At 61.3% G+C, this 26733-nt stretch carries 15 protein-coding genes; 2 read left to right on the forward strand and 13 right to left on the reverse strand.

The genetic code is table 11. The annotated features are described in order from the left end of the window. Window positions 1-73: 73 nt before the first annotated feature. Genes lpdA through P3T42_RS25920 form a run of 4 tightly spaced genes read right to left on the reverse strand, consistent with a single transcriptional unit; the run spans window position 74 to window position 5136 of the window. Window positions 74-1489, reverse strand: coding sequence for a dihydrolipoyl dehydrogenase (gene lpdA, locus P3T42_RS25905; protein ID WP_429307594.1), 1416 nt, complete (start codon window positions 1487-1489; stop codon window positions 74-76). 2 nt (window positions 1490-1491) lie between these two features. Next, the gene (locus P3T42_RS25910; RefSeq protein ID WP_429307595.1) at window positions 1492-2847 is read right to left on the reverse strand and encodes a dihydrolipoamide acetyltransferase family protein; all 1356 of its coding nucleotides are present in this window, start codon (window positions 2845-2847) and stop codon (window positions 1492-1494) included. Window position 2848: 1 nt separating this feature from the next. Further along, a complete protein-coding gene (locus P3T42_RS25915; protein ID WP_429307596.1) occupies window positions 2849-3901 on the reverse strand; it encodes an alpha-ketoacid dehydrogenase subunit beta in 1053 nt (350 codons plus the stop codon). A gap of 2 nt (window positions 3902-3903) precedes the next feature. Next, complete coding sequence (locus tag P3T42_RS25920; RefSeq protein ID WP_074301268.1) at window positions 3904-5136, reverse strand: 3-methyl-2-oxobutanoate dehydrogenase (2-methylpropanoyl-transferring) subunit alpha; 1233 nt, start codon at window positions 5134-5136, stop codon at window positions 3904-3906. A gap of 440 nt (window positions 5137-5576) precedes the next feature. On the opposite strand from P3T42_RS25920, the gene P3T42_RS25925 reads away from it, so the two are divergent. Then, window positions 5577-6434, forward strand: coding sequence for a helix-turn-helix transcriptional regulator (locus tag P3T42_RS25925; RefSeq protein ID WP_429307597.1), 858 nt, complete (start codon window positions 5577-5579; stop codon window positions 6432-6434). 108 nt (window positions 6435-6542) lie between these two features. Here the strand turns inward: P3T42_RS25925 and P3T42_RS25930 are convergent, their stop codons facing one another. Beyond that, window positions 6543-7145, reverse strand: a complete 603-nt coding sequence (locus P3T42_RS25930; protein WP_074301266.1) for a 2OG-Fe(II) oxygenase family protein — start codon at window positions 7143-7145, stop codon at window positions 6543-6545. Between the two features lie 184 nt (window positions 7146-7329). Continuing rightward, a complete protein-coding gene (locus P3T42_RS25935; protein WP_429307598.1) occupies window positions 7330-8355 on the reverse strand; it encodes a pentapeptide repeat-containing protein in 1026 nt (341 codons plus the stop codon). 71 nt (window positions 8356-8426) lie between these two features. On the opposite strand from P3T42_RS25935, the gene P3T42_RS25940 reads away from it, so the two are divergent. Next, window positions 8427-9128: a hypothetical protein gene (locus P3T42_RS25940; protein ID WP_429307599.1), complete on the forward strand. Its 702-nt coding sequence runs from the start codon at window positions 8427-8429 to the stop codon at window positions 9126-9128. Between the two features lie 934 nt (window positions 9129-10062). Here the strand turns inward: P3T42_RS25940 and P3T42_RS25945 are convergent. The 7 genes from P3T42_RS25945 to P3T42_RS25975 form a co-directional block, all read right to left on the reverse strand. After that, a complete protein-coding gene (locus P3T42_RS25945) occupies window positions 10063-10947 on the reverse strand; it encodes a peptidylprolyl isomerase (protein WP_429307600.1) in 885 nt (294 codons plus the stop codon). A gap of 2 nt (window positions 10948-10949) precedes the next feature. After that, window positions 10950-12692 (reverse strand): ShlB/FhaC/HecB family hemolysin secretion/activation protein, encoded by a 1743-nt coding sequence (locus P3T42_RS25950; RefSeq protein ID WP_429307601.1) that lies wholly within the window; start codon window positions 12690-12692, stop codon window positions 10950-10952. A 77-nt stretch (window positions 12693-12769) separates the two neighbouring features. Next, window positions 12770-14824: a filamentous hemagglutinin N-terminal domain-containing protein gene (locus P3T42_RS25955; protein WP_429307655.1), complete on the reverse strand. Its 2055-nt coding sequence runs from the start codon at window positions 14822-14824 to the stop codon at window positions 12770-12772. A 185-nt stretch (window positions 14825-15009) separates the two neighbouring features. Continuing rightward, on the reverse strand, window positions 15010-15324 hold the full coding sequence (locus P3T42_RS25960) for a hypothetical protein (protein ID WP_429307602.1): 315 nt from the start codon (window positions 15322-15324) through the stop codon (window positions 15010-15012). 367 nt (window positions 15325-15691) lie between these two features. After that, on the reverse strand, window positions 15692-16018 hold the full coding sequence (locus P3T42_RS25965) for a DUF6984 family protein (RefSeq protein ID WP_429307603.1): 327 nt from the start codon (window positions 16016-16018) through the stop codon (window positions 15692-15694). Between the two features lie 1140 nt (window positions 16019-17158). Then, window positions 17159-17704, reverse strand: coding sequence for a hypothetical protein (locus tag P3T42_RS25970; RefSeq protein ID WP_429307604.1), 546 nt, complete (start codon window positions 17702-17704; stop codon window positions 17159-17161). Continuing rightward, complete coding sequence (locus P3T42_RS25975) at window positions 17704-26049, reverse strand: beta strand repeat-containing protein (RefSeq protein WP_429307605.1); 8346 nt, start codon at window positions 26047-26049, stop codon at window positions 17704-17706. The genes P3T42_RS25970 and P3T42_RS25975 overlap by 1 nt, the downstream gene beginning before the upstream one ends. Window positions 26050-26733: the final 684 nt, after the last annotated feature.

Raw genomic sequence — 26733 nt, forward strand, 5'->3', positions numbered from 1 at the left:
TGGAGCGGGGCCGGGCCGGGAGTTTGCCACGCCCAGCCCGGATGCCTCTAGCCACCTGGGGTCGCAAACCCGCTCAGATGTGCAGCGCGTGACCCAGTGCACGCAGCGCCGCTTCCTGGACCGCTTCGCCCAAGGTCGGATGCGCGTGAATGGTCCCGGCGATGTCCTCCAGACGCGCGCCCATCTCCATGGACTGCGAAAACGCCGCGGCCAGTTCCGACACTCCGCGACCCACCGCCTGCCAACCGACGATCAGATGATTGTCGCGACGCGCCACGACGCGAACGAAGCCGTCGGTTGCCTCGAGCGTCATCGCGCGGCCGTTTGCGGCGAACGGGAACGACGCGCTCACGCAGTCGAGGTCCGCGACTTCGGCTTCGATTGGCGACATCCCAGCCGTCACGATCTCGGGATCGGTGAAGCACACCGCCGGGATCGCCGCGGGCACAAAGCGGCGCTCTTTGCCCGCAATGATTTCCGCGACCATCTCGCCTTGCGCCATCGCCCGGTGGGCAAGCATCGGTTCGCCGGCCAGATCGCCGATCGCCCACACGTCGCGCATCGACGTGCGGCATTGATCGTCGACACGCAACGCGGCACCGTTGCGGTCGAGCTGGAGAGTCTCAAGCCCCCATCCCTGAGTGCGAGGACGGCGGCCAACCGCCACCAGCACCTGATCGGCCGGTAGCGCTTTCTCGCTGCCGTCGCGGTCCTGTACACGCACGGCCTCACCGTCCGCGCTGAGACCCAGCACCTTGTGCCCCAGCAGCACCCCTACGCCCTTTTTCGCCAGCGCATCCGCCACCGGTTTGACGAGTTCGGCATCGTAGGCGGGCAGGATGCGGTCCTGCGCCTCGACGACCGTCACCTCCGCACCGAGCTTGCGATACACCGTGCCCAGCTCCAGCCCGATATAGCCGGCCCCCACCACGACGAGCCGCTTCGGCAGCGTCTTCGGCGACAAGGCCTCGGTGGACGACACCACCTTGCCGCCGAACGGCATCGACGGTAAGGCCGTGGGTTCGGAGCCGGCGGCCAGCAGCAGGTGTTCGCAGTGGATGCGCACACGCTCGCCCTCGTCCTGCCCTTGGCCGCTTGCGGTGACTTCGACAGTCTTGCCGTCGATCACGCGCGCGTCGCCCTTCACGACCTTGACGCCGTGCTTCTTGAGAAGCGCCCCCACGCCGCGGGTCAGCTTCTGCACGATGCCGTCTTTCCAGGCCACCGTGCGCGCGATGTCGATCTCCGGCGCGCCGACCCGAATGCCGAGCGGCGATGCTTCGGCGTACTGGAGAGTTTTGTCGAATTCCTCGGCGACGTGAATCAGCGCCTTGGACGGAATGCAGCCAATGTTCAGGCACGTACCGCCCAGTTGCTCGCGTTCGACCAGCACGGTGGGAATGCCCAACTGCCCCGCGCGAATCGCGGCGACATAGCCGCCCGGCCCGCCGCCGATGACCAGCAGGCTGGTATGTTCGATCTGGCTCATGCTCACTCCACGAAAAGCAGGGCGGGCTGCTCCAGCAGCACTCGAACCGCCTGGATGAATTCGGCGGCATCCATGCCGTCGACCACCCGATGATCGAACGACGACGACAGGTTCATCATCTTCCGCGCCACCACGGCGCCTTGACGGATCATGGGACGTTCGACCATCCGGTTGACGCCCACAATGCCCACTTCAGGATGATTGATGACCGGCGTCGAGACGATCCCGCCGAGCGCGCCCAGGCTGGAAATCGTGATGGTCGAGCCCGTCAGTTCATCGCGGCTCGCCTTGCCGCTGCGCACGGCTTCGGCGAGACGCACGATCTCGGCCGCCATCGACCAGACGTCGCGTGCTTCGGCATGGCGCAGCACCGGCACAGTGAGACCCGCGTCGGTCTGCGTCGCGACGCCCACGTGCACCGCGCCATAGCGCGTGACCACGCCGGCTTCGTCGTCGAAGCGCGCGTTGATCTGCGGGAAATCGCGCAGCGCGATCACCATGGCGCGGATCAGCAGCGGCAGCATGGTGAGGCGGCCACGCGTTTCGGCCCAGCGCTTGTTCAGTTGCGTGCGCAGGTCTTCGAGTTCGGTGACGTCGATCTCTTCGACGTAGCTGAAATGCGGAATGCGGCGCTTCGCCTCCTGCATCTTGCGGGCGATAGCGCGGCGCATGCCGATCACCGGCACCGCTGTTTCGTCGAGACGTTCGACGTAACCCGAGCGGGCCTGCGTCGTCGGGGAGGATGCATTGCCGCGAGTCTGCGCGTACGCGTCGAGGTCTGCATGGGTGATGCGGCCGGCCTCGCCGGAGCCATGGACGAAGCGCAGCTCGACGCCCATGTCCCAGGCGCGCTGGCGGACGGCGGGTGAGGCGAGCGGGCGTTCGTCGGGCTGACGCACTGCCGAGGGCGGACGTGCAGCGGGTGTGGGTGAGCTGCGCGACGTATGGGCTGCTGAAGACGCTTGCGGCGCGACACCTGCTGCCGCTTCATTCGCCGGCGCTGCGGCATGCGTTCCGTTGTGGCCGTTCGTGCCGCCACTAACGCCGTTCGTACCGCGCCCTTCGTTTGCGACTGCCGGCGCGTGTCCGCCAACACCTGGCTTGAGATTCCCCTCGCCCTCCACCTCCAGCCGGATCAACTCGCTGCCCACCGCCAGCACTTCCCCGACCTTGCCGCCGAGCGCAATCACCTTGCCCGCGACCGGCGACGGAATCTCGACTGCGGCCTTGTCCGTCATCACGTCCGCGAGCGGCCCGTCTTCCTTGACGATCTGGCCCACTTCCACGTGCCAGGCGCCGAGTTCCACTTCTGCAATGCCTTCACCGATATCCGGCATTTTGATTACATGCACACCCATTTCAGGCCTCCATCACGCGTCGTAGTGCTTCCCCAACCCGGCGCGGGCCGGGGAAATAGGCCCATTCCTGCGCATGCGGATACGGCGTGTCCCAGCCGGTGACCCGCTCGATCGGCGCTTCCAGGTGATAGAAACAATGCTCCTGCACGAGCGACACCAACTCCGCGCCGTAACCGCAGGTGCGGGTCGCCTCGTGCACGACCACGCAGCGCCGGGTCTTGCGCACCGACTTGACGATGGTCTCGAGATCGAGCGGCCAGAGGGTGCGCAGGTCGATCACTTCGGCATCGATGCCGGTTTCTTCCGCCGCCGCGAGCGACACGTGGACGGTGGTCCCGTAGGTGAGCACCGTCACCGCATTGCCCGGACGCACGACCGCCGCCGAATCGAGCGGTACGGTGTAGTAACCCTCAGGCACGGCGTTCGACGGATGCTTCGCCCATGACGTCACCGGCCGTTCGTGATGGCCGTCGAACGGGCCGTTATAGAGGCGCTTCGGTTCGAGGAAGATCACCGGATCGTCGTTCTCGATGCTGGCGATCAGGAGTCCTTTGGCGTCGTACGGATTCGACGGCATCACCGTGCGCAGTCCGCAGACCTGCGTGAACATCGCCTCGGGGCTCTGACTGTGAGTCTGGCCGCCGTAGATGCCGCCGCCGCATGGCATGCGAATCGTCAGGGGTGCGATGAATTGTCCCGCTGAGCGATAGCGCAAGCGCGCGCCTTCCGACACGATCTGGTCCGACGCCGGGTAGAAGTAGTCGGCAAACTGGATCTCGCACACCGGACGCAGACCGTACGCGCCCATCCCGACTGCGGCGCCGACAATACCGCCTTCGGAGATCGGCGCGTCGAACACGCGCGAGGTGCCGTATTTCGCCTGCAGGCCCTCGGTGCAGCGAAACACGCCGCCGAAATAGCCCACGTCCTGACCGAACACCACGACGTTGTCGTCGCGTCCGAGCATCACGTCCATCGCCGAGCGCAGCGCCTGGATCATCGTCATCGGCCTGGTGGCCGTGCTCGTCTCATGGATAGGATCGAATTCCGCCATGGTCACACTCCTAGTTCTTGCCGCTGACGGCGCAGGTGTTCCGGCATCTCTTTGTAGACATCGTCGAACATGCTGGCGGCGCTCGGAATGCGCTCGTCGTTCAGCGTGCCGTGCTGTTCGGCTTCCTTCTGGGCCGCGATGATCTCGGCTTCCAGCGACGCCACCAACCCGTCGTGCGCCTGATCCGACCAGATGCCCTTCACGTTGAGGTACTGCCGGAAGCGCGCGATCGGGTCGCCGAGCGGGAAATCGGTCCAGTCGTCGCCGGGACGGTATTTGGACGGATCGTCGGAAGTCGAGTGCGCGCCTGCGCGATACGTGACCCATTCGATCAGCGTCGGCCCGAGGTTGCGGCGCGCGCGCTCCGCGGCCCACTGCGAGGCCGCGTACACCGCGAGATAGTCGTTACCGTCGACGCGCAGCGAGGCGATGCCGCAGCCGACGCCGCGTCCCGCGAAGGTCGCACCCTCGCCACCCGCGATGGCCTGGAAGGTCGAGATTGCCCACTGGTTGTTAACCACGTTCAGGATGACCGGGGCGCGGTAGACGTGCGCGAAGGTGAGCGCGGTGTGGAAATCGGACTCGGCGGTGGCGCCGTCGCCGATCCACGCCGAGGCGATCTTCGTATCGCCCTTGATGGCCGAGGCCATCGCCCAGCCCACCGCCTGGATGAACTGCGTCGCGAGGTTGCCGGAGATCGAGAAGAAGCCGGCCTCGCGGTCGGAATACATCACCGGTAGCTGACGGCCTTTGAGCGGATCGGCTTCGTTGGACATCAACTGGCACATCATGCCTACCAGCGGCACCTCGCGCGCCATCAGGATGCTCTGCTGGCGGTAGGTGGGAAAGCACATGTCGTCGCGCCGCAGGGCCATGGCCTGGGCCGCGCCGATCGCCTCTTCACCGAGGCTCAACATGTAGAAGGAGATCTTTTTCTGGCGCTGGGCGATCTGCATGCGTGCATCGAAGATGCGCGTCTTGAGCATGGCCCGCATGCCGGCCAGCAATTGCTCGTCAGTGAGATCCGGGGCCCAGGGGCCGACGGCGCGGCCTTCGTCGTCGAGAACGCGGACGAGGCTGTGGGCGAGGTCGCTGGTGTCGATGGCGCTGACGTCGATGGGCGGTTTGCGCACCGATCCGGCAGGGGATAGATGTAGATAGGAAAAGTCGGTTCTGCAGCCTGGGCGCCCGGTGGGCTCCGGCACATGCAGACGCAACGGCTCATACAAGCTCATTGTGTTGTCTCCACGCTTGATTGTGTCTCACGCTGTTAGGCAGCTTGCCGGGGTAGCCGGGTGGGTGCCAAAGCCGGCGCGCGCTGGTAGCGCGCGCTGGTCTCTTAAGAGTGTAGGCCAATCTGCCAGCGGGGTTCGATGTCCAAGTCGCTCAATTGGGGTGATCTGGTTTGCCATGCTGTGTGCCTTGGACGGGCGGATTTTGTGCAATGCGGCGGAGTTGCTGGCCGGGTTGCTGGGGTCCGGCGGCGGATGCTGGCGCGGGTTCTGCTGTGATAATCTCGATTGGGATGGCTTTGCCATCATTCGAGGCCTGTGGGTTTCCCTTTGCGAATTCACGCGTTCTGACCGTTCCATGGATTCGCCAGTGAACGCGTGGAACGAATCAGCACTTTTCCCTGCGTACCTTCGGGCTGTAAAAGCTGGAGGCGTACACCGCTATGACAGTCAATACCCTTCCCGATCCCGTTGCCTCGTTAGGCAGCTTCCTTCGCGATCGCCGGTCGCGTCTGCAACCTGGGGCGGATGCCCAAGGGCGGCGCCGGACGCCTGGGCTCAGGCGTGAGGAAGTGGCCATGCGGGCGAATGTCAGTGTTGCCTGGTACACGTGGCTCGAACAGGGACGTGGCGGGCCGCCTTCGGATGAGGTGCTGGAGCGGCTGGCTCGGGCGCTGGAGCTGGATGCGGCTGGGCGGGAGATGCTGTTTCTGCTTGCTCAGCGGCGGCCGCCGCTGCCGCTTTATCCGGAGGTGTCGCCTGCGGTTACGCCCGTCCTGCAACGCGTGCTGGATGGGCTGCGTACCAGTCCCGCAATTGTGAAGACACCTACCTGGGATGTCGTGGCCTGGAATGATGCCGCGGCTGCCGTGCTGACCGATTATGCCGCGCTGCCCGTTCGTGAGCGGAATGTGCTTCGGCTTCTCTTTGGCAATAAAACCGCTCGTGGGTCGCAGGAGAATTGGGAGGAAAGTGCGCGGCTTGCGGTGGGGGTGTTTCGGATCGATGTCGCGCGGGTGGGTGGGGATCCTGAAGCGGCGGCGCTTGCTGCGGAGTTACAGGAATCCAGTGCGGAGTTTCGGCGGCTCTACGCCGAGAACGAAGTGCATAGCCTTTGGGGTGGCGTTAAGCACTTTCGGCATCCGATTGCCGGGGTGCTTACGCTTGAGTATTCCGCTTTTGCGGTTAGCGGGGCGGAGGGGTTGAGTATGGTGGTGTTTTCGCCGGTATCGGTAGCGGATGAGCGGGCTATTGAGGGGTTGGTGGCGCGGAGGGTTGCAGTGGAAAATACCGCCGCGTAGACAGAGAGTGCAGAGAGTGCCCGTGCGCTGGACGAGTCGTCGCGTGCCACGTCACCTCATGGCTACGAACCGCTCGACTCGCCCCCCATTGAGTCGCGCACGCGCGATTCAGCCTGGCGGGCCCGCGCCGGGAATGTCGAAGCTCACGAAGGTCGATATGATGAATTTGTCTTCGGAAAGTGGAATCTCGCCGCAGTGGGCGTGCGTCCAGAACGGAGGAAAGAAGACCCCATCACCGGCCAAGGGCTTCAATTTCAGTCCCTGCCTCAGGAAGCTCGTTTCCCCGCCCTCCTCCACCGTATTCAAATAGAGCACCATCGACAATTGCCGCGCCCACGTGCCGGGCCCGATAGCGTCGAAGTGCCATTTGAATTGCCCCTCGCCTTTCGTGTAGTGCTGGATTTTGTAGCCCGTCCAGCAAAGCGGCCACAATTGCAAGGCCTCCACTTCCTCGACGATCCGGCGCAGCGCTTCTTTGACTGCCGCGTTCACTTCCGCGTAGGCCTCCTGCCAGACGTCCGAGTCGCGGATCACCAGGTCGGTGCTGACCTTGATGTCTTCCTGCACCTCTTTTTCGCCAAGTCCGCGCAGCACTCTCCCGGTTTGCTTGCGAGCGTCCTTTTCATAAAGCGACAGGATCGTCTGGCAAGTCTCCTTTGGCAGCATGTTCTCGACGTATGAGACCCCATCCTTAAAAAAATGTAGATTCATCCTTTCTTTCCTTCCACTCCTTCAGGTCGCCGCGCGTGATGGCTGGTGTCGCCTGTTCTATTTCGACGAGGCGGGTTTTTGCGGCTCGCCGCCCGTTCAGTGTAGCTGGTTGGGGTGTCGATCGCTGGTCGATAACGGCGGCTCATGGGGCCGCTTTAGTCGCCGCAGAGATGCAGTGGGCTGATCAGCCCTGATCGGCAGAGTTGTAACTCCAGATCACGAGTCCCCAGTTCGTCGACTTGATCTCAGGAAACCTCTCCCCCGCCTTGAAATAGCGCCGCCCCTCCTCGCTACCGAGCGCCGGGCTGAGCCACCAGCCGCTCTGCGGTACAACCTCGCCGGGATTGCCCTTCAATCTCGACGAGGTGGCCGGCTGCACGGATTCGCTCGAACCAGACACGACGGGGCACCATGCGACAGCGTCCCGATTCTCCGTACTGCTCGCGGCAACCGCCCGGCGGGCTTCCGGCGTATCGTCGAACCGCGTCCGGTATGTGGTCTCGCCCTGCAGCACGTCACCGAACGTGCCGCCAAGAAACCGCACACCCGTCAGGTCCGCGCCCCTGAAGTCAACCCCGCTCAAATCGCAATTTTCGAACGTGGCATCGATCAGCCGTGCGCCCTCGAACCGGGTTGCCGTCAGTCTGCACTCGACGAAACGGGCCGCCACGAAATCGCATCGCGTCGTCGTGTTCCAGCGCCACTCGCTCCGCTCGGCCAGCACGCCGGAAAAATTGCATGCAGTGAGCTCAGAAGAATTCACACTTGCGTCGGACATCGTCACACCGGACAGATCGCTATTGCTCAACCGCGCATACTCGATGAACGATTGCCGGAGTCTCGCATGGCGAAAATCAGCGCCGCTACCGTAGACCGGAAGCATCTGCGCCAGATGGAACGTGCATTCCTTGAACGAGGCGCCGTCCAGGATCGCATGTTGAAAACCGACTTCATCGAACTCTGTCGCATCGAACACGGCAAAGCCGAGATGGCTGTAGCTCAGGTCCAGGTTTTCGAGCTTACCGCCCGGCAACGACAGCCCGCGAAGGTCGATAGTCGGCGACCCATCCAGCGGGTGTGGCAAGGAGTCGCTCGAAGGCACCCATTCGTCCTCTGGTAACGCACCCTTGAGCGCGTCGAGCAGGTCCTTGTACTTCCCGATGTTCCATCGATCGCGCAATTCCCGCAGGTCGGCGTCGTTCGTCAGCATGCAATGTCTCTGGGCAAATATGTGATTACCTTGGCAGTTTACGCGCCGTCAAAAGAGTCTGGGTCATTGCCGTGATCGTTGCGATCTTCATTTACCTCGGTGCGGAGGCGACTAACGTCAGGGTCGTCCTGCTGGTAGCATTTTCTACCAACGTTGTCGCTACCCCGTTCGGTCAGGTTCTGACAACGTGGGTAGAAACCGGATCCTTTCGTCACGCTGCGTCCACGAACCTTCCGACAACGGGTGATGCTGCAGTATTGTCACAGCGAAGGCAGTCTGACGCCGCCACTGCACTCCTGGTTGCTGGAGTTAGCGTTTATGCGCTCCTCTTCACCAGCCTTGCGTTCGTAACCCAATTGACCAGCCTTGACCGGCTTGAGAACGCAAAGATGCTCTTCTTCACCGATATCGGCGATGTCGAAGCTCAAAAATACCTGATCGGCTCGCTCTTTCTCGTGATAGCTGTCCCGGCCATCACCGCGGCCTGCGTGGCACTAGCGGGATCAAACCGGCGACTTTCGTTCCGCGCCTTCTGCGCCGGAACTGCGCTTTCACTGCCCATCTACTTCCTCGCCGTTCAATTGATCGGACTGCCTTCGGGTATTGGAGACGTCACGCAACCAAGCACAGCGCTTGGCGGGCGGTTTCCTTCCATTCCAGGCTACCCCGGGTTCGAGATTACGGCCAGGTTGATCCAGTATGCGATGCTCCTTGCATTCGGCTGGGCTTTGCAGTCTACGCATGGGGAGTGGCAAATCTGTCCAAAGCGATGATCAGTCTCATCAAGCGAATCTGCACAAAGGCAGAAAAAACGCCGCGATAAGAGACTGCGCACTGATCGAGCCTTGTAATCATGAGGTGCCCTGTTCGAATCAGACAGGGACACCCACAGTCTCAAGCACTTAGCCCGGTCGTAGTGACCGGGCTAAGTGCTTTCTGGAGTTCATGTAGGCACAGTGCAGACATTTGGGGTTTGCGTCGATCCATACGTCGATACCCGGCTTTCGCGCGTACCAACCAACACGGGACATCAAGCAAGGGGCATAAGGGTCGCACGCCGGCGCCAAGCCTGCGTGCGGTAAACTGGCCGAATCGGCACGTTTCAAGATACCTGCCGTATGCCTCCTCGTACCTCGCAATCAAATCAGCAAGCTCGAACCGCTGCGCGCCAGTGCATGAGCAAACCAATGCTTTTGCCCATGCCTCGCCGGGATTCTGATCGCCTCTCGCTACAGAATCACCTCGTGCTCTCCGCCCTGGAAGCCCATCAGGGTTCAGCGTCCCGTTTGCCCATTCTCCTGCAAATGGTCATGTTGACGAGCGTTATTGACGACGCCCGATCGAATGAGATCTGACCTGAAGCGCTCGTCGCTGCGGAGCAGAGTATCAACGAAGCTTTTTTCGGGGGCAGGAAACGGATCAATGGTATCTCCACGGCCGCCCACTAGAGCTATGCCGGGCGCTCAGCACGTGGCACGACAGGCAACTGCGGACGGCGCCGCTCCACATCATCGAGAAGCCATCGAGCGACTGGAGAGACCTAGGACGAGCGACCTGCCAATCGAGCACTCCGATCGCCGAATCTCATCAATCGATCCTAACTCCGCATTGGACCCACATCGCTTCATGGTGATTTCACGGCGATTCCTGATTTGTCGTCCACGAACAGATTTGCGTGTTCGCCACGCGTCGTGGACGGGCCGGGGCCTATTGCTGGATCGTTGCGTCCCTGAGCTGACCGGCAACAAACTGTGCGCTCGCCTTCTGCACCGCCAACGCCTGCAACTGCTGACGGATCGTGTCCTTCGCCTGATCGAACGGTGGCACTTGAGTCGGCCGCTTCGCGTCGAGCTTCACAATCACGTACAGCGCACCGTTCCCCTGCGCAACCGTGATCGCCGCAGGCGTCACTGCGCCGACCGGCAATTGCGTGATGGCCTGCGCAACCGGGAATGGCAAGCCCTGCGTCTTGCCCTCCTCGACCGGTGTCCTGAAGCTTAACCACGACATCTCACCGCCGGCCGCCTTGCTTGGCGCCACGCTGTACTGGCGGGCGAGCGCATCGAACGCGCCACCGACCTTCAGTTGCGCAAGCACTGCGTTCGCCGTCGCCTCGTCCGCCACCGAGATGATGCGCGGCTTGTACTCCTCCTTGCCGAGCGCGGCGACAATCTCGTCATAACGCGCCTTCACCTGTGCATCCGTCACCGCCTCAGGTTTAATGCTGTCCTTCAGGAAGAGTTGCGTTTCTGCATCCACTTTCGCAGCGCTCATCGCCTGCAGCACCTCGGGCTTCGTGTCGTAGCCCTGTTTCTCCGCGCGCTGCCGGAACAGTTCGCGCGCAATCAGTTGCGCCCTTAGCGCCTGGCGCACCTGTGGCGTATCCGGCTGATGTGATGCCTGCAGGGCTTCATTGATTTGCGTGGCCGGGATACTTACCCCGTTGACGACCGCAATTGTTCCAGCGGGAAGCGCGACCTGTGCCGCCATTGGTTGGGCAGCCGCATCGGTCTGAGCCATCGCGGGCGTAGCAAGATTCCAGGCCAGGGTCGTAAGCGCAATCGTGCGCAAGGAGCAGTTCATCAGTTTCATGCCTAAAAGTTCCAGTTGAATGTTGCAAGTACCAGCGTCGCCTTCGGTCCGAGGCTCGCCGGTTGAGTCAGTGCACGGCCAACAGTCAGTTCGCCCGAGAGCATCTGCTGGCGCCACTGCCACTGCGCCCGCAGACCGGCACCGGTTGCAGCCAGCGTCGGAAAACCGGGCACAGCAATCAGGCTCGCCTTGCCCGCGTCGAGGAATACATACGGCTCGATCCTGCCGTCGTGCCAGGCCGGCATGTTCACCCAGGCGATCTCGTTGCGTGAATAGAAGCCGCGGTCTCCCGCGATTTCACCGGAGCGGAAGCCGCGGATTGTGTCCATGCCACCAAGATAGAGCTGCTCGGACCCGTACAGTGCGACGTTCACGTACTGGCTGCCAAGCGCGCCACGATAAGCCGACGCAACCGGCCCCAGTTTCGGCAGCGGCACGGTGAAGGTGGCGGTCGCATCGAGCTTGGTGAACTGGCTGTGCGCATCGGTACGGTCGATGCCATGCGCGTCATGGTCTGCCTCCAGCCACGGAAGCCCCTCGGACAGACCCGCATCGAGCGTGATGTTTCCCGGAGCGTCGTTCAGCACGAACTTGCGCAGCCAGTTGCCGCCAAATCGCAGCACCGCGATATGTTGCGGGTCAAGATCGATATCGTTCACCTCGCGATCAGTCCGACGCCACGACAACGTCGCGTCAAGACCGGCCGTTCCCGCCTGGGTACGGTCCAGTGCATAGTTCCAGCCCAGAATGTGGCTGAGCGTGTTGCCGTACTCGAGCGCCGAGGTGCCGATCACCTGCTGGTAGTCCGACTCCGAGAGCGTATAGCTGAACGTATGGCGACCGTACGGTATGGCGAAAGAGCCGACGAACGCATTGCTGTCCGCACTGTCGACGAAATTCAGGTTGACGGATTCCTGCAGGCCGATGAGGTTATCGGCTTCGACGCCCGCGCGATACCGCGTGAGGCCGGTCGATTCACTGCCGTAATTGTCGACGCCAAACGTGTAATACAGGCGGTCACCCGGCCGGTTGTTGATCGCAACAATCGAGTCACCCGGACTCTGGCCCGGAAGAATCTGGATTTCCGCCTGGTTACGTCGCAGACGGTTGATCTGGGATACCCCCTGATCGATATCCGCAATATTCAGTACGTCGCCCGGCGCGGCGGGAAACGCCCATTCCGAACCCGCGTCTGTGAAGAGGCCGCCGCCCGCCGACTTTTCGTTCGTCTTCAAACGCGGGCCAAGCGGCTTACCATTGAGCGTATAGCCCGCAATGCGGCCAACCTGCACCCGGATCTTCAGGGTGCCCGATTCGAGATTCTGCGGGCCCAGGAAAGCGCGTGTCGTGATGTAGCCCGATTTCACGAACGCGTCGGTCAGTCTTTTAAGCAGCACATTGAGGCGATGCGAGCCGAGCGCGTGACCGACGAACGGCGCGATGATCGCGTCAATGCGCTTTTGCGGCAGCACGGTGTTGCCTTCCACGTCGATTCGCCTGACCGGAAAAGTCGGCCCCGCTTCGACAATCTGGTCGACCGGCGTGTCTGGCGGAATGTCGAGCGACGTCTGCGGCGCCGCTGCCGGCAACGATATCGATGCCGGTGGCTGCGCAAGCTGACGCTGTGTGGCCTGCGCGCGCTGCTGATCGATGATCAGTTGCGCGGGGTCCTGGATCGGACGCACGGGCGGTGGCGAGGGTGGTGGGGGCGGAGCGCCGGGCGGCGTCTGGGCGTGAACCGTCATACCCTGCATGCAACCGATCGCGACAGCACGCAACAGGGCAGCGCGTTTTGCACGCGTCACTTTCACAGCGTCCCGCATCAGCGCCACCACCAGGTCGTCAGGCCCAGATGCTGGCCAATCTGCACCGGCGTGGTGGTGGGGGCGCGAAGCGTCGTGATCCCATTCGTTGCCGAAACACCCGTCGCTCCGGTGATGTAGCCGCCATCGATGAACGCCTGCCCCACCAGTGTCACCGAACCATCGGCCGTGAAGCCGCCGCCGACGTCCGTGGCAATGATCTGCGCCCATGTGCTGCCGAAGAATGCCTTGAACCCACGCTCCTGATTGATTGCCGAGTAGCCGGTGACACCTTCTGCGTAGGTCGTCGGCGCCGAGACTTTGAGATCGCCAGCGGCAAAGACATTGCCGCCGATATTGCTGGCGCTCGTCCCCGCCGTGATGGTGATGTCCTTGCCGGACTGGATCGTGCCGCCGTACGGCATCACCGTACTCGATGCGCTCGCATGACAGAAAATCCAGCAACCCTGCGAATAACTCGCCTGACCCGCGAAGACTGCCTCGTTGGTGAATGCCTGTTGCGCGGTAATCGAGACGTTGCCGTCGTTCGACTGGATGATGCCGCCGGAGTTGGTGAAGTTGCGGCTGGAGATAGTGACCGAACCGCCCGTCGATGCGATGTAGGCGAGCTGGTCCGGTTGAGCGACGGTCCCATAGTCCACGTAGAAACCGTTCGTGCTGTGCGTGAAAAACAGGAAGCTGCCACCCTTGTCCGAGTAGGCAACGGGCTGGCCGCCGTCGATACCGCTGGTGTGGTCGATCACGTTGAACACGTCACCCTGAGCAGAGAGGCTTGTGTTGCCGTTCGACAGGATCCGCGCGTTATCGTTGGTGATATCGCCCTTGGCCGTCAATGACGCCACTCCATTAGCCGAGAAGATGATGCCGAGGTTCGCGGCGGTCGAGCGGTTCGTAATGCTGCCGGTGGCGCTTAGCGTCACGTCGCCGCCGCTTGCCGTCCCGTTGGCCGCGATTGCACCGGCCTGAATCAGGCTGCCTGTACTGGAAATATCGCCGGTGCTGGTCAGGCTGACGGCACCGGTCAGCGCGCTCAGGATCGACGGCCCGGTCGCATCGTCGCTCAGGCTGATGCCGCCTGCATTGAGCGTGACGCTGTGGGTGGCGGATACCTGCGAGCCCTGCATCGAGAATGCGGCTGGCGTCGTGATCTGGATATCGTTCTCGGCCTTGATCGAGCCATCGGCTACGCTGATATCGCCCTGGGTCGAGACCACCACATCGCCCGCGCTGGCGTAAATCGCGCCGAGATTGCGAACCCCTGCGCCCTTGTCCGTGACCACCAGTTGCACCCGGCCACCGGTTATGCCGCCAAGTGCCGTGATGTCCACTGCCAGCGCCGAACTGGTCGCACCGGGAGAGGTGGAACTGACGAGCCAGTCGTGACTATTGTCACCGGGGGAGTAGCTTGTGTCGTAGGTGTCGGTACTATCGCCCACAATGGCACGCACGCCGCCAACCGAACTGGTGAAGCTGTTTGTGACCGGCCCGTTCACCGAGAGCTGCTTCGCGATCAGGTCGAGGTTGACGAGGGTTCCGGAGAGGCCGCCTGGGCCAATCGTGATGGCTCCACTGTTGGTCGTTAGCACAACGTTGCGTTGCGTTACGCTGGTTCCCTGCGTCGAATCCTGGAAGCTTACCTGGCCGGTCGATACGACGACGTGTCCGGTGTTGACGAAGCTGCCACCATCAATTGTGACGCCGTTCGGGTCGGCAAGGATCACGTTCGCGCGTGGACCGAGGACGTTGATCGGCCCCTGGATCAGCGATGGATTGGTGCTCGTCACCTGGTTGACGATGGTGCGTGCGTTCACGCCGACGTTGTTCAGATCGGCGCCCGCCGAAGTCACGTTGAACGAGGAGTACGTGTTGTTCGAGACGCCGCCGACCGTGGGGGCGAGAGTCACGGTCTGGTGGCCGGATGACGATGCGCTGACGCCTGTCGCAGTGCCGCCGTCAGGAACGATGCCCGCGGCCAGGACGTGGGCGCCCGAGAGTGCGAACGTTGTGTACACGGCGACAGACAGTAATGCGCGGGACGTGTGCGGCAGGCGCATCGTCGCTTGTTTTGTGGTGTTCAAATGCTTCCCCGATTCTTGTTTCTTGTGATTTTGATACTTTCTAGCGGTAAATTCTGCGCCTTGCCTGGATGTCGCAACACCCCTGCGCCGGCGATGTCGTCACGACAGCGCCACGACGCCCCGCCGTGTTTGTGGCCACTCAACCATAAGTGCGACATCACTCACAGTACTTCATCTACCGTTCCGTACCCAACCAGCCTATCAAGCTCGAGCAACTCGAAGGAGTCGCCCACCTTCACGGCCCCTTGGAAGTACTCCCAACTTGGGAAGCTAATGCGCATCTTGAGCGTCTCCCCAGGATAATGAAGATCCTCGTCGGCATACGAGTGAACCCCGCTAGCTAGGTAATCAATCGCTGCAAATTTATGATGCGGGGCATAGCCACTACACACCCCGTTCACCTTGGGAGCTTCAACGTCTTCCGCTATGCGGACAGTCGCCACAATCTGATGCAAAGCCATCTCCTTAATACGCATGACCGAGATTCGTCACGACTGAATTGAAAAAATTCAATCCTGACTGCCCATTGATGGTGAGAACACCGCTTCTGAAGATAAATGGATCTATCGAATTCGAGACATTGAAGTTCCCGAGAAGACTCGTCGGGATTTCCGACCTCACGATTGCAGCATAATCCGACGCGAAGTTCGAATAGTTCAAGACCTCATTCATGTTAAATCCGAACTGCTTCATTTCGCTGCCCGCCGGGCCGAATGAAAATTGTCCAGAATTCATGACCGAAGAATACTCTTCCGGACTCACGGCGCGGTAGAGCGTCGTTGTCCCGTTGTTTGTGGCAACAAATTCTTAAGACGCGACCAGCCGTCCGCCCCCCAATCCATATCACGCGGTCGGCAACTGCTTCAATGGCGAGAAATCAACCTTCCATATATCAAGCTCGTAGAGATCGCCATGCTCGTCCAAGTTGATGGCAACCATAATTGGTATGCCATCGCTATCGATGAATTCCTTTTCGACCAACTGTGCGCCGAGACGGCGAGGCCTCGCATCGGAGGCGCAAAAGCGCAGGCTCCCCATTCCACCATCGTTCATTTCTTCAACGCGGGCGCCAACAAGAGAACCGAGAAGCTGCGCTGCTTGAGGCTTCCCCGCGATCAGCACAGTTAGCAGCGCCCTCTCATCATCTTTTAACGATCTCACAGTGCCCATATTCATCTCGGTGGCGTAATTCGCCCTACGTTAATCGTGCCTCTAGGGAGCTTGTAGGCACTGTAGTTGAAGGTCGTCCCATTCACAACGACGGTGCCGGTGTACTGCCCCTGAGGCAACGATGCTCCAATATTGTTTAGGTCGCCTGTCACGGCATTTTGAACTGCGGTTGCATCGTAGCCGCCGCTGATTACGTGACGGAAGGAATGGCTGCTCTGGTTGTCGTTTGCCCCGAACTGAATGGTTGGATTGCCCTCTGCTGCCGTGTCTGTGGCAACACATTTCCTCGCGGACTTTCAGCACAATTGATCAACCGTTGACGCTCCATGACCGACAAATAATCTCGTAGCATGGACCATCGTCAAAGGTAATCATGAGGTGTTGCAATGCCTCAATGGTACTTTGATCTTTCCGCCCCGACCTCCGGATCTCGTCGAGCCAATTGGCGTCGAGCGATATCAGCCTTCCATAGGCAAGGTTAAACATATCTGGAGTACACGATGTCATGAATGTGCACTTGAACGACTCCACCCCGACGAACCGCAAGGAAAGGGAAGCCGGTTCCCCATCCTCGCCTTCGATAGACATTCTCAACTCGCACTCACGGCGCGGAAGAACGACAAACTCGGGGCTCGTCAGTAATGACGATGCCGGTACCGGTAACTGCCACAATTCCTTCATTGTTTAGCTCCCGGGCGCGGAATGCTGCCGCTCCCAATGTAAGTGCTGGTGCTTTGGCCTGAGCCAGTGATGCGCAGCGTAGACGTGCCGCTATTGCTCAAGCCGTTGCCTGACAGACGACCGGCAATCGCTGCCTCCGTCGCAGCATCCCCCGTCATATCAACCACACTCCACTGGCTCTGTGGAATGCCGGCTTGGGATAGTGCGAGAGACGAACGCGTATTTATGATAAGCGTATCGCCGCCTATATTGATTGTTTGCACGGGCAAATCGGACGGTGAAAGTGTTCCAGCTCGAAGTTGAGCCGCAACATCGCTAATTGTCAATCCGGCAAAGGTGCCTTCGTTGCTAAACCACGGGCTAGCGGTCGTTTGGGAGAAACTCAACGTATTGTTTGTGGCAACACTACACCCCGACGCGCCCGGCGTTTACCACACCTCACTTTCGCGGATTTCCTTATTATCGAATTCTTATATCAAACGAGGGTGCCGCATCAATATTTAGCGTCAGTCGACCGCCATCCTTCAAAAACTGAAAAGCTTCCGGTCCAATCCAGTATGAATTTATCTTTTCGGTAAATGTCTTTTTCATAGCCGACGAAAATTTTCGCATCAATTGCTGGGCTAGCGCACCCTCCGACCATGTCTGAATCAAGCCATTGATAAGAATGCTCCCATCCCAGAGCCCTCCCGCAGTGAACTCTATGCAATCTGAACAATTTCCAGGCTCATATACAGTGCTGCTTCTACCAGCGACAACTCTAGTGATAGGTTCCACTTGAGTCGAACGATTCGCCACGATGTATTTTTCACAAGTAGCCGTCTGCTTACGTGTCGCCACACCGAGCGTTGGAATCTGCGAAGCGGATTCGTATTGCGCTCCCCCCCCATATTCCGGAAACAGGTTGTGGTACGCAAGGATGTACCTCAGCGACAATTGCTTCTCCACTGCATCCGTCACAGCCAAGATGTCGCTTTTAGTAGCAAAGAAAAATATCCGTTTCATCAGTGCAGTGCGTTTTGAATTGCTTGGTTAATCTGATTTTGGCCCGCACCTTTGGGAATCAAAATCAACGTGTCGTTCGGAAACGCGGACTGAATCCTCTGGGCAGCCGCCTGCTCCGATGCCGTCGGCGTTACACCGTTTGATTGCGTAGTGACGGTCTGAACCCGAACAGTATTCCCACTTGGCGATACGGCCGTAATGTCCACATACGTCCCGCCCGAAGTACCCGGTCCAGAGCCCGGAATGTATTCCTCCGATGCCATGCCTCCACCTCCGGTAATTGTATATCCGTCTTGTATCAGGCTCTGGCTAACATTGTAATTGAGCTGACGTGTCGCGGCATTTCCCCAGCGCCCCCCGGAACCAGACAGGTAGTTGGTAGTAAATTCAGATTGAGTTGTATTGTCTGTGGCTTCGTTCCAGCTGCTCGAACCTGTACCAAAGTCCAGCCCCTCCGCCGTGGCATTGCCCAAGGCCGTTGCGGTGCGGCTTCCGCTCGTCGTTGGCAACAAGTTGCTCTGCGAACCGCCGCCCGGCAACGGCCCCTCCCCACCACCACTGAAGGCCAGTGAAGCCACTGCCACCGACACCAGCGGCCCGATGTTTGAGGCGGACAACACGCCACTTTGAATACCGGCAGTGTAGGCCGTGAGCTGCGCACTTAACAGGTTCAGGCGCTCCTGCGCCGTCACGTTAGGGTCGTTCAGCGCAACCTGTATCTGAGCCAGCGTGTTCACAACATCAGTTTGCGACAGCGATCCAACGGGAGCCGCCGCGAAGCTGTATGCGTGGCTCATTACCTGAATCTCTTTGGGCGATAGCGTATTGTTTTGAGCCTCGTTTTCAGCCCACGCTGAAGCCGCCGCCGCATTCTGTCCCAGCAGGCCCGCAATAGTGCCACCCGTGAGCATCGACACGGCCACTGTGGCCGCGTTGATGCCGAGGTTGTCGTAGCTCGTCGTCTGCGTGAGTGTGCCGTCCCCGTTATCCGTCGTGGTCACTGTCTGCGAGCCGTCATAGAGACCGTCGCGAACCAGCGGCGCAATGAGCGCGCTGGCCGCTCCACCAATGGCACCGCTTGCGCAACCCGTTCCTTCTGCGGCGGATGCCGCGCAGCCCAAGGCAGCGTGCTCCGCCGCATACAACGGGTTGCTCGTGGTCCAGAATCCGCTCGTGTCGCTGAACGCATTACCGATCGCGTACGCACCGGCAGCCGCCACATCCGAGACCGCATCGTTTTTCAGGTTGTTCAGGAAACTCCCGCCCTCCAGCGCGCTCTGCACACCCGCCTGAAGGGTCGCCTCACCCGCGATCGCCACGCCCTGCTCGGCCACATTTCCCGCCAGCGTTGCAGTCGACTGCGGAATTCCGGTCCCCAGCCCCGGCGTGACACCCGCCAGTTGCCCCAGCGTGCTCACCCCGCCCGGCAGCGAACTGGCGCCACCCAGACTGAAGCCCAGTGCTCCGGTGTTGCTGTTGTACGTGATGCCGTTGGTCAGTCCCGCGGTCAGCATCGCGACGCCGCCGGATTCGAACATCGAACCAACGCTGAACGGACCGTTGCCCGCCGCCTGACCGAGCGCACTGCTGGCCATTGCCGCAATACCGGCTGACAACGCGATATTCCCCAACCCGGCCGCAACGCCCGGCACTACGACACCGCCGACGGTCGTGCTCGCCGTAGCGGCTGCAAACGTACTGCCTGCGGGTGCGGCGGCGCCGATCACGGCAGATGCCGCGCCCGCCGTCATGACCGATGCGACGACCATGACGGCCAGCATCCCGATTTCCTGGAACAGCCCCTCGCTATCGGCCGTCGATTTGAACGTCGTCTGCAGATTATTCTGAACCGTGCTCTGGGTAAAACTGTCACCCAGTTGCGCCTTGAGCGCAGCCAGCTGCTGTTCGGTTCCCGTGGTATCGACAGTCCCGTCGGCGTTGAGCTTCTGCAGCGCCCCACCGATCTGGTTCACAGCGTCGACGTTCAGCTGGTAGTTTCCCGCCGACATGAATCCGCCGTCCTGCACCACCGTCCCGGTCGTGGTCAGCAATCCGTAGATATCGGGCAGATATGTGTACTGCGTACCGATGTCGGTCGAACGCTGCTCGTTCGTCAGCGTCCCGGCATTGACCGTCAACGTACCGGTCGCACTGATCGAACCCGTGTTCGTGATCGTGCCGCCGTTCGACGCGGTCAGCGTCACGTTCTGACCGCTTATCGTCCCGTCGTACTGAACCGCCGCGTAGTTCTGCGGCAGATAAACCTGCGGCATTAGCGCCGTCACCGTCGGGCAGGTTGCGTTACCCGTTGCCGTGCAACCTGGCTCAGGCACGGTCTCCTCGACGTACCACAACATCGGCGCGTCCAGCGAAGCGATCTGCGACTGGCTGAGCGCCGTCCCCAACGCAATTCCATTCGTCTTCGCATACTGGATCGCATTGCCATACAGATCCTCTTTCTCCTGATCCGTCACAGAGGCCTGCGTCTTGCTGTCGTAGCTGAGGCCGCTGATAAAGCTCGCCTGGCCGGTCTGCGTCAGGGCCGCCTGCTGCAGCAACTGGTTCTCGGTGAACGGGTCGTAGTAGAACTGCGTGGTAGCCGGTTGCAGGTTCGCCGGCAAATTGTCCAGCAACTGGGCCGGCCCGACGCCACCTATCACCGCGGAGGCCGGGTTGTTGATCAGGTAAGTGACATTCGCTCCAGCCTGCGCCGTCGTGCTGGACGACACCGCGACACCCGGCGAAGCGGGCACGGAAATCGATGCGACCGTGATGGCCGGCACGCTCAGCGATGTCGGGCTCTGGCCTGCCGACGTACTCCCTGCCGCGGCAAGCGAACCGCTCGCCGCTACTGTGATGCCCCCCGCGATACCCGAGGCGCCCGACAGACCACCGCTGACCTGCCCGATGAGACCAGCCTGATTCGCGGCATTCGCCACCACGACAGGTGTACCGACCGGCCCGAGCGAGATCACCTGCTGCGAGCCCGTTGACTGCGGCGTATAAGTGCCCGGCGACGTCAGACCGTTGACGATCGAGGCGCCGGTCACCGAAACCTGCTGGCCCATGACGTTGCCGGAGTTCTGCACCTGTCCGCCGGCGGTCACGGCCAGCGACGGCGCCTGAATCGTCCCAGGCAGGCTCCTGTACGGCGTGGGTGGCTGGACTCCGTCGCTCGTGTTGTACGCGCTGCCGAATAGCGTCGCGCAATTGGACGAGGTCCCACAGCCAAAATTGTCCGGCGGCACCGAACCGCCGATCACGCCGCCATAGAAAGCGTCATGCCAGTACGCATTCAGCGTCTGGTTCTGATTGGTCACCGTTGACGTAGCCGCGATCGTCACCTGGGTTCCGGCGGTGATCAGACTGCCGGTATTGACCACGGTACCGGCAGTGATCGCGACGTTCTGGTTCGCCGAAATCGTCGACGCATTGCCCGACTGCTGATCGACGAAGGCATCGCAATAGTGGTACGAGGCACCGCTACAGCCATACATGGCCGTTGTGCCGTAGTTCTGGTAGATCTGAACCGGGGCTGACAGGCTGTTGGTCAGCGCTGCCGTGCTGATCGCAAGGTTGCGGCCCGCCTGGATGTTGCCCGACGTGTTCGTGACGCTTGAAGCTTGCGTGAGGTTCGTCTGCGGATTGTCCGGATCCGTATTGTTGCGGGTCGTCCCAGCTCCGCCGATCACCACGTCGCGCCCAGCGGTCAGATTGCCATCGACGTTGGTGACGGTCGGTGCAGCGATGATCAGATCGCGCCCTGCGAATACCGTGTTGTTGGTCTGCGTGTAGCTGTAAGTCTGGGTACTGGTCTGGTCGCCGTAGATGCTGGCTGAATCGTTGTTGGGCCCAAAGATCGCGTAAAAGTGCAGAAGCTCCTGTGCGGCCGCAGCGTTGGTCAATGCGTCGGTAAAATTCTGCCCCGGGCGCTCGTACATCACCATCTCGTTGGCAGACCCCAGCGTCGTCCCGAAGTAACCGCAATCCACTGCCGCGACGCCTGCGACACAACCGGTGCTCGTGGTCAGGCTGGAAGCGTGATAGCCCTGATTCGTAAAGCTGTTTGCTGTGATGACGAGGTCCTGCCCGGCGTACAGATTGCCAGCGTTCGTCAGGCTCCCACCGGTACCGGTCAACGACAGGTTGTTGCCCGCGACGATCTGCCCCGCGCTTTCGCTGGTATAGGTCGTCAATGTGGAGATCTGCGCGGCGGGTGGAGCGGTACTCGTGATGATGTTGGCCGAGACGCTCACCGGATTGCCGCCCGGGTTGTCAAGTCCGGCATCGGTCAGTCCCGGCATCGCGACCAGTGAGCCCGCCCCATAGGCGGCCTTCAGCTGGGTGAGGAAGCTCGCATACGAGGCCGCGTCGATGCTGTCGCTAATCGTGGTGACGCCGGTATCGCCCCCATTGTCGAGCGACCAAACGGTCAACGACACGTTGTTGCCCGCCGAGATCGTGCTCCCATGGTTGTTGAGGGCACCCGTGGTGATCGACAGATTCTGTCCCGCGGCGATTACGCCGCCCACGCCCGATGGTTGTGTGGTCGTAGTTGTCTGGTCAACCGTCGGAAGCGCGATGCCATTGAACGTACCGCCGCCCAGATCGGGCGCGGTCGAAGTCGTCGCGGTCGATGGCTGCAGATCGCCTACCCGACCCGTAATGGTCGCGGTATAGTCAGTCGTCGTTCCATCGGGCGTCGTGATAGGATCGCTCAGAGTCAGCGATCCTATGGGTGAGGACAACAATGCGGCGCCAAGACCTGCTGCATTGACCGTGGTCGTCGTAACCGTGGTCGTCGTGGCATTCGCACCGGCCCGGCTGTTATCCACGTTCGCGGCATTGATCGTGATGTTGTTCTGTGCGGAGATCATGCCGCCCACATTGGTCAGGTTTCCTGAGAGATTCGCGTTCAGGTCCCGCCCGGCCTTTGTCGTCGCGCCACTATTGTCGAAGCTGCTCCCGTTCAGATTGACGTCCCGTACCGCGGCGATCGTGCCGGCGTTGGTCGTGACACCGGTCAGATTCACGTCCTCGTTCGCGTGAATCGTCCCGCCCGCTTCGTTGACAACCGTACCGGAGAGATTGACGTCGTTGCCCGACGAGATCGTGCCGCTATTGTTCAGCGTGCCGTTTGTCGACAATGTGATGTCGCCGGCCTTGCTGATCGTTCCGCTGTTGCTGATGCCTTGCGCCGCGTTGATCGCCACGCTATTGCCAGGCATCGCCCACGTGCCGGCGTTGTTCAGTTGCAGCGTATTGATCGTCAGCACGTTGCCGAGGTTGAGCGTGCCGCTGGCTGCAGCCGACGGATCGAATACCTGGTTCTGCAGATTCAAGGTCAGATTGTTCTGGGCAAGTATCTGGCCACCGGTGTTGTTGAACGTGCCGTTACCCCCCGTCACCGTCACGGTCGCGTTGCCCGGCGCACCGGGTGTCGTCGAGCTCGTGCTGCCCGCGAACAGGATGCCGTTCTGGTTGCCAGCCAGATTACCCGTCGTGACGTTCAGCAGGTTGGTGCCGATGATGGCGCCGTTGTTGTTCGTGAGCGAGCCGGTGGCGCTGACGCCCGTCGTCAGACCGGAAATCGACCCCTGGTTACTCAGGTTCGTCGCGTTGACGGTGGTCGCGGCGGTTGAGATCAGGCTCGCGTTCGTACCGTTCGTGACATTCGCGCCGGTGACCGATAGCGCGCCCCCCGCCAGCACGTTGCCCGTGTTCGTGACGGCGTTCTGCCCCGAGATCGTCGCCGAACCCTGCACCAGGGTCTGGCTGCCCGCCGTCGTTGCCTTGTTCGATGCAGTCGCCGTCAGGTTGCCGCCGATCAGTGCGCCGCCAGTCGTCACATTCGCGCCGGACACGGTGGCATTGCCGACGACGTTCAATTGACCGGCGGACAGATCGACGCTGTTCTGGGCGCTCGCAGTGAGGTTGCCCGAGACCGTCGTGGTGCCGCCGGTCGTGATGTTGGTACCCGTTAGCGTCGCGTCGCCGCCCACCTGGGTCGCGCCTGTGACCGCGAGTGTCTGCCCGGCTGACAGGGTCGCGTCACCGGTTGAATTCAGCCCGCCCTGGGCCAGCAGGTTCCCCGTCTGCGCCGTCAGTGTCGTCGCGCCCAGGCTGGTCACGCTCCCCGTCACGGTCAGGTTGCCCGTGGCCAGGCCCGATAGGGTGCCACCGCTCAGCACCGCACCGTTGATCGTTGCGTCACCGCCGTTGGCCTTGAGCGTTGCGTTGCCCACCGAAGTTGCGGCACCGACTGCGAGGCTCGTGCCGGCCGTGGCATTGAGATTGCCGCCCGTTTGCAATGAGCCGGACAGGTTGATACTTTGCCCGGCCGTCAGCGTCGCATCGGATCCGAACTGTGCCGAACCGCCACCCGACAGATTGCGCCCCGCGCTTAGCGTGCCAGTCCCGTTCCCGGCAAGCGTGCCTGAAACGATCACATCGGTGCCGGCCGTGAGCGTCGTATTGCCACCGCTGGCGAGAGCGCCATTCACCGTGGCCGCACCGGCCGTCGCGGTGAGCGTCGCGTTGCCCGCAGCGCTCGCGGAGCCGACCGTCAGGCTGGTACCTGCGGTCACCGCCAGGTTACCGCCCGTCTTGACGGCACCGGGCAAGCTCACGCTCTGCGCTGCGCTGAGCGTGGTGTCCTGACCGAAACTTGCCGTGCCGCTCGCGGTGAGATTGCCCCCTGCGCTCAGCACGCCCGTGCCGTTACCCGTCACGTCGCCCGCTACGTTCAGATCGGCACCTGCATTCAACAGCGTGTTACCGGTCGCGCTGACGTTGCCGCCAAGCGTCATCGTCTGTCCGGCGTTCGCGTTCAGATTGCCGCTCGCCTCTACCCCTCCGGTCGTGGTCACGTTGCCCGTCTGTCCGACCAGCGAAAGATCGCCGGTCGCCGCGACCCGTCCGTTCACGGTTGCGCTACGCTGCGCTACAAGCTGCACTGTGCTGCCACCGGTCACCGACCCATTCACCGTCGCGTCGCGGGCGGAGGTAATCGTGATCGTCCCCGGTGCGGCAGCTGCGCCGCCCACAGTGAGGTCGCCGTTGCCGGTGGTGCCGCTGGTGATCAACGACAGGTTATTGCCGGTCGCCACCGAACCCACGGACATATCGCCGCCAGACTTCAGATTGACGCTGCCGTTGGACTGCGCCGCGCCGAGGCTGAAACTGCCGCCCGCCGTCATGTTCAGGTCCTGCACTGACTGTACGGACGCAGTGGCAGCCGCGATGTCGCCTGCCGCGTTGACGGTGTACTGATTCGCCAGGCTTCCGCCAGCCATGCTTATCGTGCCTGCGCCCGAGAGCGTCGCGCTCTGCTGCGCGTAGGTCGAGGCGACGGCAATGTCGCCATTGGATGTCACCGTGAGATTGCCCGCGGTCGCAGAGAGTGCGCCTGAGGTGTTCACGCCCATGCCGGCGGCCGTCGACACGATATAGATCTGCCCGCTTGTGACGGATCCGTACTGATTCGCATCGATCGCCACCGCGTTGTTGCCGATCGACGCCGCCGTGTTCGTGACACCGTTCGCTGTGGTGCCGTAATTCGTCCCCGACGAGTCGGTGGTGGCAGGCGTCACCAGTTGGTTGCCGGCAATCAGATTGATGCGCTGGCTCGCGAGTAACGGCGCGTTAAGGTTGATCGTCTGCGCAATTACATCGATATTGCCGACCGTGCCCTCGATCCCCGAACCCGGGCCGTTTGTGCCTGCGGGTCCGTTGATCGTGATGTTTCCCGACGTAACGTTATACGCAAGTGCGCCGGCGTTCGTGAAACTCGTCGAGGTACCGCCTACGGCCGTGAGAAACTGCGGAGTCCCGGTGGTCAGCACCAAGCTCGAAGAGTTGGTCAGTGAAAGTCCATTTACTGAAATTCCATTCGGATTACTGATAATGATCGAAGCGGGACTGCCGAATACCTCGAGTGGCCCGACCAGTGTCGAAGCCGGACCCGTGGAAGTGACCTGATTGACGATCACGCTCGCCGTGCGCCCCGCGAGGTTCGGATTGGGCGCCAGTGTGCCGCCGAGGAGAGGTGTGCCCGATACGAGGCTGTTGTTCAGAACCAGTCCGGTGCCGTCGATATCGAACGTCTGATAGCTATTGATGCTGATGCCATTGGCATTGGGCGCGGCAATATTGACGGCGGGTACGCCCGTGCTCGTCTGGGTAATCGTCGGCTGGAACTGAATCGGTGCACGGGGGTCCACAATCGGCGCAGCCTGCGCGATCTCGTCGAACAGGACCAGAAGCGGACTCAGATACATCACGACCGCCATGACCGACGCGGTCGCACGCATCCACCACGGCCGGCGTGCATCAACGCTCAACACGCTAACTGCAAAGCGCGCCGCCTCACGTGCTGCGTCCCGTTGCCCCAGACGCAGGGAGATTTGTTGCCCCGATTGGCCCATTTGTTGTCAGGTTATTCGTTTTAATTGAACTGCTTTGCCAACACTTTAAAGGACACGCCGAACATCAAAGATCAAGGAGTGTCAACTTTACAAACGTTCATAATTGGCCATGTTGTCAGGTATGCGAATCCGCAGCAGTATCTGACGTGCGATCGTGCTTGCTGGTGATTTATCTGCCACGCGTGGAACCTTAAACATGCGGTCCCTACTTTCTTGTTTCGGCAAGCCGCAGGAAAACTTTAGAAATACTTTGAAAGTATCTTTTGGCCATACGTGACTTGCTCAGGCAGGAACACTGCGCAGCAACGCTATTCAGCAGGTAAGACCTGTCACGAGTTATGCACGCCGGGCATCCTCAAATACTTTCTGAACTTGCACGCAATACGAACTCATCACTTGCAAATATGCATTTCAAATAAAGAAGTATCTGAGGCACAGGGATTTTCCAACTGCCAATCCTCCCGACCGACGCAATTCCAGAAAATCTCAGTCACATATTCCTGTATTGAGCACAGCCAGTAGCGCTGGATGTTTTCGGTAGTTGCCCCGCAGCGTTATCTCATCGGAGAATGGATTCCGCGAGTTGTACAGGGCGAGCACGTT

It is taken from the genome of Paraburkholderia sp. GAS38 (assembly GCF_050434965.1).
Lineage (GTDB): Bacteria > Pseudomonadota > Gammaproteobacteria > Burkholderiales > Burkholderiaceae > Paraburkholderia > Paraburkholderia phenazinium_A.

Coding starts and splice junctions, on each gene's coding strand:
- lpdA (WP_429307594.1), bottom strand. CDS start 1,489: ATGAGCCAGATCGAACATACCAGCCTGCTGGTCATCGGCGGCGGGCCG.
- P3T42_RS25910 (WP_429307595.1), bottom strand. CDS start 2,847: ATGGGTGTGCATGTAATCAAAATGCCGGATATCGGTGAAGGCATTGCA.
- P3T42_RS25915 (WP_429307596.1), bottom strand. CDS start 3,901: ATGGCGGAATTCGATCCTATCCATGAGACGAGCACGGCCACCAGGCCG.
- P3T42_RS25920 (WP_074301268.1), bottom strand. CDS start 5,136: ATGAGCTTGTATGAGCCGTTGCGTCTGCATGTGCCGGAGCCCACCGGG.
- P3T42_RS25925 (WP_429307597.1), top strand. CDS start 5,577: ATGACAGTCAATACCCTTCCCGATCCCGTTGCCTCGTTAGGCAGCTTC.
- P3T42_RS25930 (WP_074301266.1), bottom strand. CDS start 7,145: ATGAATCTACATTTTTTTAAGGATGGGGTCTCATACGTCGAGAACATG.
- P3T42_RS25935 (WP_429307598.1), bottom strand. CDS start 8,355: ATGCTGACGAACGACGCCGACCTGCGGGAATTGCGCGATCGATGGAAC.
- P3T42_RS25945 (WP_429307600.1), bottom strand. CDS start 10,947: ATGAAACTGATGAACTGCTCCTTGCGCACGATTGCGCTTACGACCCTG.
- P3T42_RS25950 (WP_429307601.1), bottom strand. CDS start 12,692: ATGACGGTTCACGCCCAGACGCCGCCCGGCGCTCCGCCCCCACCACCC.
- P3T42_RS25955 (WP_429307655.1), bottom strand. CDS start 14,824: ATGCGCCTGCCGCACACGTCCCGCGCATTACTGTCTGTCGCCGTGTAC.
- P3T42_RS25960 (WP_429307602.1), bottom strand. CDS start 15,324: ATGCGTATTAAGGAGATGGCTTTGCATCAGATTGTGGCGACTGTCCGC.
- P3T42_RS25965 (WP_429307603.1), bottom strand. CDS start 16,018: ATGGGCACTGTGAGATCGTTAAAAGATGATGAGAGGGCGCTGCTAACT.
- P3T42_RS25970 (WP_429307604.1), bottom strand. CDS start 17,704: ATGAAACGGATATTTTTCTTTGCTACTAAAAGCGACATCTTGGCTGTG.